Here is an 11,763-nt window from a genome sequence, read left to right as displayed (position 1 = left end):
GACGGCCCGCCGTGCCGGGCTATCGTTACGCCAGGGGGCGAAACATGGCGTTCTTGGAGGTCTCCACGGCCCAACTGGCCGACGTCCGGTTCGCCACGTCGCCCATGGTCGAGACGATCGCCGCGCTCCGCCTGCTCGGCGGCGGGAAGTGCTCCGTGGAACTGCTGCCGTGGCGGGAGTACGCCGGCGGCGGCTACGAGCGGGTGTGCCAACGGGAGCCGGTGGTGGCCGCGCTCGCCCGGTTGGCCGCGCTGACCTCCTGGCTGCCGGACTTCATCTGCATCCCGCCCACCCGCCTCGACACGTCCTTCGCGCAGGAACTCGCGGCGGTGGCCGCCACCCCGGACGAGCGGGCCGGCCGCGACCTGGCGGTCAGCGCCCAGGGCCGGCCGCTGGACGCGCTGCTGTGCGGAGCCGGGGTCGCCGGCCGGCTCGCGGACGGCCTGTCGGTGTTCTGGCAGGAGGTGATGCAGCCGATGTGGCCCCGGCTGTCCGCGATCGCCGAGCAGGACGTGGTCCACCGCACCGGGCTGCTGGCCACGTACGGCTGGTCCCGGGCCCTGCACGGGCTGAGCCTCGGGGTGCGCTGGCGCTCGACCGGGCGCATCGAGATCGGGGACCTGGGCGGCCCGGACCATCGGGTCGACGGCGCGGCCCTGACGCTGGTGCCGTCCACCCTCGGCGGTCGGTGGCTGGCCCTGGACCCGCCCCGGGCGTACGCCCTGGTCTATCCGGCCCGGGGCGGCGGCAATCTCTGGTCGCTGCCGGCCCGGCCCGGCGCCGAGGCCGTCGACCGGCTGATCGGCCGCACCAGGGGGCAGGTCCTGCGGGCGCTCGACCAGCCGGCCACCACCACCCAGTTGGCCCGGCGGCTGGGCCTCAGCCTCGGCGGGGTCGCCGACCACCTGGCCGTGCTGCACGACGCCGGCACGGTCGCGCGGGCGCGCAACGGACGCAACGTCCTGTACTGGCGGACGGCGCTCGGGAACGAACTGGTCGGCGCCGGCGGTCCGGCCGACGCGGGACCCGGGTGAGGTCGACCCCTGCGGCCCGCGGTCCCGCGTCGGTCCGGCACCCGCTCAGCCGGCTCGGCGCTCGGCCGCGCCGGCGGGCAGCAGCCTGGCGGCCTCGTCGATCTGCTCCGGCGTGACCCGCTGGATCCCGAAGACCCGCACCGCCTCGTAGTAGGTCAGGGCCAGGGCGTAACAGGCCGGCTGCACCGCCTCGGGGTAGCCGGCGCACACCCGTTGCAGGTCGTCGTAGAAGGCCAGGTCGAGCCGGTCCTTGTTCGCCTCGAACCGCTGGGCCGCCTTGTAGTTGCGGTAGCCGAAGTCATGCCGGGCGCAGGCCGACTCGAAGGTGAATCCCAGCGGATTGTCCGGCGCCCAGGTGCAGTAGTCGGTGGACCAGTCGAACTCGTACGCCGCGTAGTCCGGGTAGTACCGCCCGATGTTCCACGCGTTGTAGCTGGCGGCACCGGGTGAGGTCAGGCTCTCCAGCACCGCCAGCCGGTTGGGCGCCAGGCCGGTGGAGAACTCGCCCGAACCGACCGCGACCGACAGGGTGCTGGTGCCGAGGCCGGAGCAGGGGGTCAGGTAGCGCATGCCGTTCGGCAGGGTGAAGCAGCCGCCCCAGGTGCCGCCGTTGATCTGCAGCACCAGGTCGAACCGGGCCTCCATCCGGGCGCCGCCGTCGTAGACGTGCCCGTCGATGAGCACGGCGCCGTAGCTGTAGGCGTAGTAGCCGCTGAGGAACGAGAACGGCGCCGCCGCCGCGACGATCTGTCCGTTGTACGGCGAGCCGGACGTCCGCTCGACCAGGGACGCCTGCCCGGCGCCCGCGAGATAGAAGTTGCAGCTGATCTCCGCGAGGTAGTCGATCCGTACGTTGAGGCCGCTCTTGCTGACCCATTCGGTGAGGTACGGCGTGCAGGCCAGGTCCTGCGGTTGCGCGCCGCCGACCGTACGCGGCGCCGTGCCGGCCGCCGGCGCCCGCAGGGTGATCGGGGAACCGTTCGTGGCGTCGGCGACCGCTCGCGGTGCCGCGGGTCGCCTGCCGGCGTCCGGCTTCTGCGCGCTGACGCCGGGCGCGGCGGCGACCTTCCGGTCGGGAAGGACAGGGGCGTGAGCGGCCGGTCCGGCGGACGCCGGGAGCGGGCTTCCCAGCGCGCCGATCACGGCGAGCGCCATGGCCACCGTCGTGGCCGAAATCCTGCGGGCGGTGCGTCTCGGTCTCATTCCCACTCCGTTCGTGTCGGCTGGTGCGCGCAGCGTTCCAGTCGAGACTGGACGGAATCTGGCCCTCGACTGGTCGCCGTACCGGACGCGGCGGTCCCGCCCCGCGAGCGCCGCCCGGTGACCCGTTCCGCGGCTGGCGCATCGAGCCGAAAGATATCGTCGATCTTGAATAGGACCGGCCGCCGCACCAGAATGGGGAGACCGATCGACGCAGCCAGGAGGCGGTGGGTTGCTCGTCATCCAGGTCCTCGGCCCCACCCGGTTCTGGCGTGACGGCAGCGAGGTCGGGCTCGGTCCGCCGGTTCGCCGCGCCGTACTCGGGCTGCTCGTGCTCGCCGGCGGCCGGCCGGTGTCCCGATCGCGCATCGTCGACGTGCTGTGGGGCGAGCACGCGCCGCCCAGCGCCACCAACGTGATCCAGACCCATGTGAAACACCTGCGCCGGCTGCTCGAACCCGACCGCCGCGCGTACGCGCCCAGCAGGCTGCTCCCGTCGGTGGGCGCCGGTTACGCGCTGCGGGTGCCGGACGGTGTGGTCGACCTCGACCGGTTCCGCGGCCTGCTGAGCGCCGCGGCGCAGGCCGAAGTCCGCGACGACCCGCAGGGCGTGGCGACCCACCTCGCCGACGCGCTCGACATGTGGCACGGCCCGCCGTTCGCCGACGTGCCCGCGCTCACCGGGCATCCGACGGTCCGCTCGCTGCTCGACGAGCGCCGCAGGGCGCTGGCCCGGTACGCCGACGTGATGCTGGCCCTCGGCCGCGCCGAACGGATCCTGCCGCTGCTGGACGAGGAGACGGCGGCGCACCCGCTGGACGAGGCGACGCAGGCGCGGCTGATCCGGGCGCAGCACGCCCTCGGGCGCCGCGTCGAGGCGCTCGCCGCCTACGACGTCGCGCGCCGGCACCTCGCCGACGAACTGGGCGTCGGCCCCGGACCGGACCTCGTCGCCGCGTACCTGCGGGTGCTCGACGAGGCGCCCGCCCCGCCATCGGCACCGCCCGCCGGCCGGGCCGCCCCGGCACCGGTCAACCAGCTGCCGGCCCAGGTCGCCGACTTCACCGGCCGGGCGGTCGAGCTGGCCAGCCTGGACGGATGGGCCGCGGCCGGCGCCCCGGACGGTGCCGCGGCGGCGCGGATCGGCATCGTCTGCGGCACCGCCGGCGTCGGCAAGACCGCGCTGGCCGTGCGCTGGGCGCACCACGCCCGCGACCGGTTCCCGGACGGGCTGCTCCATCTCGACCTGCGCGGCTTCGACCCGCGCTGCCCGGTCCCGCCCGGCACCGCGCTCGGTCACCTGCTGGAGTCCCTCGGCGTCCCGGCCGCCGAGATCCCGGACGACCTGGACCGGCGGGCCACCCGCTACCGGGCCGAGACCACCGGCCGCGGCCTGCTGGTCCTGCTCGACAACGCCGCCTCCGTCGACCAGGTCCGGCCGCTGATCCCGGGATCGGGGCCCAGCCGGGTCCTCATCACCAGCCGCGACAGCCTCGCCGGCCTGGTGGCCCTGCACGGCGCCCACCGGATCGTGCTGGACCTGCTCGCCGAGCAGGAGGCGCTGACCCTGCTGCGCTCGCTCGTCGGCACCCGCGTCGACCGCGAGCCGGCGTCCGCCGCCGCGCTGGCCCGGCAGTGCGCGTACCTCCCGCTCGCGCTGCGGGTCGCGGCCGAGCTTGCGGCGTTCCGGCCCGCGGAGACCCTCGCCGGCCTGGTCGGCGAGCTGGCCGACCAGCGGCGGCGGCTGCGGTCACTGGACCCGGGCGGGGACGTGCGGTCGGCCGTACGGGTGGTGTTCTCCTGGTCCTACCGGCAGCTTCCACCGCCGGCCGCGCTGCTGTTCCGGCGCCTCGGGCTGCATCCCGGTCCCTCGTTCGACGTGGGCGCCGCCGCCGCGTTGGCCGCCGCGGAACGCGCCGACACCGCGCGGCACCTCGACCTGTTGGCCCGCAAGCACCTTGTGCGCGCCGAACGGCCCGGCCGGTACGTCATGCACGACCTGCTGCGTGCGTACGCAGCCGGGCTGGCCGCCCCCGACAACCCGGACGCGGCGCTGCACCGGCTGCACGCCCACCTGCTCGGCACGACCGCCGTGGCGGTGGACCAGCTCTACCCGGCGGACCGGGCGCACCGGCCGGCCGTGGACCGGGCGCCGGGCTTCCCGGACCCGACCGCCGCCCGCGCCTGGCTGGACGCCGAACTGCCCGGCCTCGTCGCCACCGCCACCGCGGCCACGGTGGCCACCACCGCGGCCACCGCCACCACCGCCACCACCGCGGCCACCGCCACCACCGCCACCACCGCCGCCACCGCGGCCGCTGGGCCGGAACCCGGCTGGCACCGGTACCCGATCGACCTGGCCGCCACGCTGTACCGCCACCTTGAGGGCGGCCGGCACGCCGACGCCGAGGCGCTGCACGGCTGCGCGCTGGAGGCGGCGCGGCACTGCGGCGACCCGGCCCGGTACGGCGGGGCGCTGACCAACGTGGGAGCCGTGCACCGGCTGCGGGGCCGCTACGAACTTGCCGAGGCGTACCTGTCCGAGGCCGTCGTGGTCCTGGGCGGCTGCGGTGACCAGCTCGCCGCGGCGCGTGCCCTGTCCAACCTCGGCATCGTGCACGAACGCCTCGGCCGCCGGGACGCCGCCGACCGGCAACGGGCCGCGCTCGCCGCCTACCGCCGGGCGGCCGACCGGTACGGCGAGGCGTCCGTGCTGGTCAACCTCGGCAACGCGAACAACCGGCCGGGCCGGCTGGGCCAGGCGTACGACCAGCTGTCGCGGTCCGCCGTGCTGTTCCGGGAGACCGGCGCGCCGGTCGGCGAGGCCACGGCGCTGGCGAACCTCGGCGACGTGTGCGCCAGCCTCGGGCGGCACGACGAGGCGGCCGGGCACCTGGCCGCGGCGCGGGACATCTTCCACGCGGCCGGGCACGTCTACGGCGAGGCCGTGGCGCTGAGCAATCTGGGCCGGATGCGCGGCATCCGCGGCGACCACGCCCGAGCGGTCGAGGACCTGACGGAGTCGATCCGTGTCCTGCGGTCGATCGGGCACGCCTACGGCGAGGCCAGCGCGCTCAACAACCTGGGCGAGGTGTTGACGGCCATGGGCCGTACCGCCGACGCCGTGACCCGGCACGCCGCCGCGCTGTCGATCGCCACCGCGACCGGCGACCGCGACGAGCAGGAACGCGCACACGAGGGGATCGTCCGGGCGCAGCGGGCGGCGCTGCGGCCGGCGCGGTAGCCGCGCCGGTCGGTGCCGTGGGTCCTGCGGTGGCGGTGCTTCGGGTCGTGCGGTAGCGGCGCCGACCGCGGCGGTGCGCCCCGTCGCCCCACCCCCCATCGAGCGCTCCCGAACCCGCATTGATCGGCGTATCCGCAGGCCAGTGGCCCGCGGTCGGACCCGGGCGGCGGCCGGGCCGCCGATCGACCCGGGGTCGTTGCGGAGTGTTGACCATCACATTTACACCGTGATAAGAAGATGACGTCATGTTCTTGTTTGGTTCCGGGAGCGGGTGTTCGCCCAGGCCCGGAGCGATGCGGCCGAGCGGCCGTCGCCGCACCTCGATCGTTCCGACGACATTTATTCCGAAAGATCAAATGGTCACGATAGAGAGGGGTTTGCGATGGCCCGTATCGCAACCGCCACCAGCACGAGGCGCACCGTGCGCCTGCCGAGCCTCGCCGTAGCCGTGATCACCGCCTCCGCCGTCGCGCTCACCGCCTGCGGCGGCGACTCCGGCGACGGGGACGGCTCCGGATCGGGCGGCGGCCCGTACCGCGTCTCGGTCGTCTCCGACCTCACCGGCGCCGGGGTGACGCAGGCCGGCCCGTACGCCGACGGCGTCGCGACCGCCCTGGACGACGTCAACGACAGGGGCGGGGTGAACGGCGGCAAGATCGAATACAAGATCACCGACACGCAGTCGGACCCGACCGCCGCCCAGGCCACGTTCCGGGCCGCGCTGAGCGAGAAGCCCGTGGCCATCCTCGCCGCGACCGGTTCGGCGACGTTGAGCGCGTCGTTCCCGCTTCTGCAGAATGCCGGCGTCACGGTGATCGCCGCCAACGCCATCGGCTTCCCGAATCACCCGTTCCTGTACGGCGCGTCGCTCAGCAGTTCGCAACTGGCCAGCATGCTGGCCAACTCGGCGTCGTCGTCGGTCTCCTCGTTGCAGGGCAAGAAGGTGGCGCTGGTCGGCATCGACTCGCCGGCCACCCGGGGCACCTTCGGCGAGGTCGAACAGCAGATCGGCACGCTCGGCGGCACCATCACCTCCACGCAGTTCGTCGCGCCGGGCACGCCGTCGTTCGACAGCGGCGCGGCCAACATCATCAGCCAGGCACCCGACGTCGTGGTCATCCAGGACAGCGCGGCGGGCACCATCCTTGAGGCCAAGGCGATCGCCGCGGCCGGGTTCACCGGCCCGATCGTGGTCAGCTACGCCGGCTCGGACGATGCCACGCTGGCCAATATCGCCAACCCCAACCTGCTGGGCGTGCGGCCGTACGTCTATGCGACCGAGGGCACCGAGATCTTCGCGGCAGCCCAGAAGTTCGACCATGCCAAGAACGTGTCCAACGAGGGTTTCGTCCGCGGCTGGCTGATGGGCCAGATGCTGATCGCCGGCCTGGGCAAGTGCGGCCAGGACTGCTCGTCCGCGGACCTGATCAGCTCGCTCGACGGGCTGGGGACGTTCACCGTACCGGGCGGCTTCCTGCAGTTCGGCGATCTGCAGTTGTCGGCGGACCGGCATCACCCGCTCACCGCGGTCGGCCTGTACAGCTACGACCCGGCCACCCGGAAGAGCGTGGTCAGGATCGACAAGGTGGACGCCGGGGAGCCGACCTACCCGGCCGCCCAGTAGCGGACGGCGCAGCGGAAGGAGCCGCAGGTGGACCCGCAGCAGCACGTGCCCGCGACGGCGCTCGGCGTGCGCGGCCTGAAGGTGCGCTACCGCAACGGCGCGCTGGGCGTGCAGGACGTGTCGCTGGAGGTCGCCGCCGGACAGGTCGTCGCCCTCTTCGGCCCCAACGGGGCGGGGAAGACGACGACCGTCCGTGCGGTCAGCGGATTCCTCCGCAGCGAGGGTGCCAAGGTGGTGGGCGGCTCCGTCACCCTGTTCGGAACGCCGACGGCCAACCCCGAGCCGCACCAGACATCGCGACTCGGGGTGGCCTTCGTCGCCGAGCGGCACAAGATCTTTCCCGGCCTCAGCGTCGCCGAGAACCTGGTGGCGCTGGGCCGGCTGCCGCGGCGGTCCCGCCGCAGGCAGATCACCGACGAGGTGTTCGAGCTGTTCCCGGTGCTGGGCGCGCGGCCCAGGGAACTGGCCGGGCGGCTCTCCGGCGGCCAGCAGCAGATGCTGGCCATCGCCCGGGGTCTGATGTCCGAGCCCCGGCTGCTGATCGTCGACGAGCTGACCCTCGGCCTCCACCACAGCCTGCACGCACCGCTGTTCGAGGCGATGCGCCGGATCGCCGGATCGGGCAAGGCCGTGCTGGTGGTGGACGAGAGCACCGGAACCGCGCTGGACACCGTGGACCACTGCTACCTGATCAACGGCGGCCGGATCCGGAACTCGGGGCCGGCCGCCGACTTCCGTGGCAGCGAACTGCTGGCCGCAGGCTACGTGGAGAGTTGATGGACGGCGACAGCACGACACGGACGGCGTCGAACGCCGACTGGCTGGGCGCGATCTTCGACAGGCCGCCGCTGTCGGCGGATCACCCCGCGCTGTCGTTCCGGGACGTCCGTGCCCGGTTCGGCGGCGTGCAGGCGCTGGCCGGGGTGACGTTCGACGTCCGGCGGCACGACGTGGTCGCGGTGATCGGCCCGAACGGCGCCGGCAAGAGCACCCTGCTCAACGCCGTGTCGGGGCTGCTGCACGAGCACGTCAGCGGTCAGATCCTGTTCGACGGCGAGCCGATGCTGGGTGAGCCGGCGACCCGGATCGCGGCCCGGGGTGTGGGCCGCAGCTTCCAGGACCCGCCGCTGGTGGACAGCGAGAGCGTGCTGGAGAACGTCCTGCTCGGTGCCCACCTGCGGCTGGCGTACCGGATGGGTGACCAGATCTGGCGGCGCGGCCTGGTCCGGCGGCGCGAGGCCGAGGCCCGCGAGCGCGCGGTCTCCATCCTGGAGTTCACCGGGCTGGCGCACCTCAGGCACGACCGGGTCGGCGGCCTGCCGTACGGCACGCGAAAGCTGATCGACATCGCCCGCGCGCTGTTCTCCGGCCCGCGGGTACTGCTGCTGGACGAGCCCACCTCGGGCCTCGACCCGGAGGAACAGAGGGCCGTGGGCAAGCTGCTGACCGAGTTGCACCGGGCCACCCCGGTCACCCTGCTGCTCGTCGAACATCACCTGGACGTGGTGCGGGCGGTGGCCAACAGGGTCGTCGGGCTGCAGAGCGGCGCGGTGCTGGTGGCCGGCTCGCCGGACGAGGTTCTCGACTCGGCCGCCTTCCGCGACGCGGTCATCGGCGGGCAACGGGACGGCGGGGGCGGCGCGCCGCCGACGGATCCGCCGGCGGAACCCGAACGGCCCGGACCCCGCCGGTCGTCCTCGATCCGAGGGAGCCGGTGATGGCCCGGTTCATCGTCTCGCTGGTTGCCGGCATGACCCTCGGCGGCACCTTCGCGCTCATCGGCCTCGGCCTCGTGCTGGCCTTCCGGGCGACGCACACGTTCAACTTCGCGCACGGCCAGCTGATGCTGCTGCCGGCCTTCATCGTCGGCTGGCTCCAACTCGACGGCGTCCCCACCTGGCAGGCACTCCTGATCGCCCTGGTCACCAGCATGGCGGTCGGCGCCCTGTTCTACTGGCTGGTGCTGCGCCGGACCACCGGGCAGGGGGTGATGATGGGCATCATCGCCACCTTCGGCCTGGCCTTCGTGCTGGACGGGCTGATGGGCATCGTGGTGCCGGCCAACCAGTACGGCATCGACCTGCCCGGGATACCGACCGGGACGGTGGGCATCCTCGGGGTCCGGGTGAGCGCCGAGTCGCTGACGTTCGCGGTCGGTACGTTCGCGCTGGCCCTCGCCGTCATCGCCGTCCTGCGCTTCACCAACCTGGGCATCCGGGTACGCGCCGGCGGGCAGAACGCGTTGCTCGCGAGTCAGGGCGGGGTCAACGTCCGGCGCGTGCACATGGGGTCCTGGGCGGTCGCCGCCGTGCTGGCCGCCGTGGCGGGAATCAGCTACGGGAGCGTCACCACCGTCAACGCGTCGCTGATCGGGCTCGGTCTGGCCGCCATCCCGGCGATCATCCTGGGCGGCATGGACAGCATCGAGGGTGCGCTGGTGGGCGGGGTCATCGTCGGGCTCCTCCAGGCGTTCACCCAGACCTACCTCGGTGGCCAGTACACGGACGTGGTCAGTTACGCGGTGCTGCTGGTCGTGTTGCTGGTGCTGCCGCAGGGCCTGTTCGGAACGAAGAATGTGGTGAGAGCATGACCTCCACGCGGCAGCCACCGTCTTCCCACCCGCCGGTGCCGCCGGTGCCGCCGGGGTCCGGCCCGCCCGGTGCCGCCGCCCGGCGCGCGGTGCGCCGGATCCGGCCCGCCTGGTGGGGCGTGGCGGCACTCGCGCTCAGCACGCTCGTGGTGACCCAGACGGCGTCCTCGTACAACGTGTTCGTCTACGACTCGATCCTGCTGGCGGCCATGGGGGCGATCGCCCTGCAGATCCTGCAGGGCACCACCGGGCAGTTCTCGGTGGGCAACGCCGCCTTCCTGCTCATCGGCGCGTTCAGCGCCGTCTTCGTGCTGCGGCAGGGGTTGCCGTTCCCGCTCGACCTGGTCGTCGCGACGCTGGTCGCCGGGGTGGCCGGGTTGATCGTCGGCATTCCGGCGCTGCGGCTGCGCGGGCTGTTCCTCGTGCTTGCCACCTTCGCCGCGCACTTCATCGCGACCTTCGCCGGCAACCTGTACCAGGGGCACCATCCGGAGTTCGCGGCCACCGGATTCTTCATCCCGGTGCTGTTCGCCGACCACGACGACGGCGGTGGGACGGCCTGGTCCTGGTTGTTGTCCGGGCTCGTCGCGCTGCTGATCCTGGGTGCCACGCGCATCGTGCGGGAGCGTTCCGGGCGGGCGCTGCGCATGATCCGCCAGCACGAGCACATCGCGCCGACCCTCGGGATCCGGGTGGGCCGCTACAAGCTGTTGATCTTCACGCTGTCGTCGATGGTGATCGGCTTCGAGGGGGCGCTGCTCGCGCACCTGAACGGCAGCGTGCAGGTCGCCAACTTCACCCTGCTGCTGGCGTTCCAGTACGTGCTGATGATCATGATCGGCGGGCTGGACTCCATCCCGGGCGCGGTGATCGGCGCGGCGGTCGTGGTCGCTCTGCCGATCGTCGTGCCGGACCTGCTGTCGGCGTTGCACCTGAACGCGATGGATCCGACGTTCAGCGCGAACGTCTCGCTGATCATCTACGGCGTGGCCGTGATCTTCTTCGTCACCGCCTCACCCGAGGGCATCATGGGCCTGCTGCGCGCGCTGGGCCGTCGGGCCGTCCGACTGCCGGGCATCCGGGACGCGTACGCCCGGCTGGCCGCGGGGACCGGTGCCTAGCGCGCCGCCGGGAACCACCCGGCCGCCCGTACTGCGCCGCAGCACGCTCGCCACGCCGGCCTCGAACGAGCGGATGCTCGTGCGGGCGGCGGCCGGCCCGGCGGACGCGGTGTTCCTCGACCTGGAGGACGCCGTGGCGCCCGGGGCCAAGGATTCCGCCCGGCTGGCCGCCGGGCGGGCGCTGCGCGACCTGGACTGGGGTGACAAGATCCGCGCGGCCCGGGTCAACGGGGTCGACACCCCCTGGTGCCACCGCGACCTGGTCTCGTTGCTGGAGACCGCCGGGGACGCGCTGGATCTGGTGATCCTGCCCAAGGTCACCGCCGAACGGGATGTCTGGTTCGCCGACACGCTGCTGACGCAGCTTGAGGCGGGTCTCGGGCTGGTCGTCGGCGGCATCGGCCTGGAGCTTCTGGTGGAGGAGGCCGCCGCGTTGGCCGGTGTGGAGACGCTGGCGCGATGCTGCCCGCGGACGACCTCGGTGGTGCTGGGCACCGCCGACCTGGCGGCCAGCCTGCGGCTGCCCGCCGAGGTCGTCACCGCGGGCGACCCGGAGACCTGGCGGGGTGCGCGGTCCCGGGTGGTGGCCGCGGCCCGCGCCGCCGGGGTGGAGCCGGTCGACGGGCCGTACGGCGCGCTCGACGACCCCACCGGCTGCCGCCGGGACGCGGTTGCCGCCCGGGCCGCCGGCATGGCCGGCAAGTGGGTCATCCATCCCGACCAGATACCGATCGTCAACGACGTCTTCACCCCCACGCCGGACGAGGTGCGTACCGCGGTCGAGGTGGTCCGCGCACTGGAGTCGGCGGCGGCGTCCGGCGCGGGTGCGGCGCGGCACGCCGGCCGCCTGATCGACGCCGCGACGGGCCGGATCCATCGCGAGATCCTCCGGATCGATGCCGAGATCGGGCGCCGGGAACAGCGGCGCCATGGCGGCTGAGGCACCGGTG

At 73.6% G+C, this 11,763-nt stretch carries 9 protein-coding genes; 8 read left to right on the top strand and 1 reads right to left on the bottom strand.

Features of this window, described 5'->3' with window-relative positions; genetic code table 11:
* Positions 1-44: 44 nt before the first annotated feature.
* Positions 45-1,034, top strand: a complete 990-nt coding sequence (locus tag CIK06_RS17885; RefSeq protein WP_095565797.1) for a helix-turn-helix transcriptional regulator — start codon at positions 45-47, stop codon at positions 1,032-1,034.
* A gap of 45 nt (positions 1,035-1,079) precedes the next feature.
* Here CIK06_RS17885 and CIK06_RS31270 read toward each other — a convergent pair whose 3' ends face one another.
* A complete protein-coding gene (locus CIK06_RS31270) occupies positions 1,080-2,237 on the bottom strand; it encodes a phospholipase (protein ID WP_232533698.1) in 1,158 nt (385 codons plus the stop codon).
* Positions 2,238-2,466: 229 nt separating this feature from the next.
* On the opposite strand from CIK06_RS31270, the gene CIK06_RS17875 reads away from it, so the two are divergent.
* From CIK06_RS17875 to CIK06_RS17845, 7 genes are all read left to right on the top strand, one after another.
* Positions 2,467-5,478: an AfsR/SARP family transcriptional regulator gene (locus tag CIK06_RS17875; protein ID WP_198347921.1), complete on the top strand. Its 3,012-nt coding sequence runs from the start codon at positions 2,467-2,469 to the stop codon at positions 5,476-5,478.
* A gap of 271 nt (positions 5,479-5,749) precedes the next feature.
* Positions 5,750-7,102, top strand: a complete 1,353-nt coding sequence (locus tag CIK06_RS17870) for an ABC transporter substrate-binding protein (protein ID WP_157756824.1) — start codon at positions 5,750-5,752, stop codon at positions 7,100-7,102.
* A gap of 27 nt (positions 7,103-7,129) precedes the next feature.
* Positions 7,130-7,879, top strand: coding sequence for an ABC transporter ATP-binding protein (locus tag CIK06_RS17865; protein WP_095565794.1), 750 nt, complete (start codon positions 7,130-7,132; stop codon positions 7,877-7,879).
* The gene (locus CIK06_RS17860; protein WP_095565793.1) at positions 7,879-8,820 is read left to right on the top strand and encodes an ABC transporter ATP-binding protein; all 942 of its coding nucleotides are present in this window, start codon (positions 7,879-7,881) and stop codon (positions 8,818-8,820) included. Before CIK06_RS17865 ends, CIK06_RS17860 begins: the two co-directional genes overlap by 1 nt.
* Complete coding sequence (locus tag CIK06_RS17855; RefSeq protein ID WP_095565792.1) at positions 8,820-9,692, top strand: branched-chain amino acid ABC transporter permease; 873 nt, start codon at positions 8,820-8,822, stop codon at positions 9,690-9,692. Before CIK06_RS17860 ends, CIK06_RS17855 begins: the two co-directional genes overlap by 1 nt.
* Positions 9,689-10,813 carry a branched-chain amino acid ABC transporter permease gene (locus CIK06_RS17850; protein WP_095565791.1) on the top strand — a complete coding sequence of 375 codons (1,125 nt, stop codon included), beginning with the start codon at positions 9,689-9,691 and terminating at the stop codon, positions 10,811-10,813. Before CIK06_RS17855 ends, CIK06_RS17850 begins: the two co-directional genes overlap by 4 nt.
* Positions 10,806-11,753, top strand: a complete 948-nt coding sequence (locus tag CIK06_RS17845) for a CoA ester lyase (protein ID WP_198347920.1) — start codon at positions 10,806-10,808, stop codon at positions 11,751-11,753. The genes CIK06_RS17850 and CIK06_RS17845 overlap by 8 nt, the downstream gene beginning before the upstream one ends.
* Positions 11,754-11,763 lie beyond the last annotated feature (10 nt).

Source organism: Plantactinospora sp. KBS50, from assembly GCF_002285795.1.
Taxonomy (GTDB): domain Bacteria; phylum Actinomycetota; class Actinomycetes; order Mycobacteriales; family Micromonosporaceae; genus KBS50.
This window is presented reverse-complemented; position numbering and strand designations above follow the sequence as displayed.

Excerpts from the sequence above, each read along its gene's own strand:
- CIK06_RS17885 (WP_095565797.1), top strand. The coding sequence starts at position 45 with ATGGCGTTCTTGGAGGTCTCCACGGCCCAACTGGCCGACGTCCGGTTC.
- CIK06_RS31270 (WP_232533698.1), bottom strand. The coding sequence starts at position 2,237 with ATGAGACCGAGACGCACCGCCCGCAGGATTTCGGCCACGACGGTGGCC.
- CIK06_RS17860 (WP_095565793.1), top strand. The coding sequence starts at position 7,879 with ATGGACGGCGACAGCACGACACGGACGGCGTCGAACGCCGACTGGCTG.
- CIK06_RS17855 (WP_095565792.1), top strand. The coding sequence starts at position 8,820 with ATGGCCCGGTTCATCGTCTCGCTGGTTGCCGGCATGACCCTCGGCGGC.
- CIK06_RS17850 (WP_095565791.1), top strand. The coding sequence starts at position 9,689 with ATGACCTCCACGCGGCAGCCACCGTCTTCCCACCCGCCGGTGCCGCCG.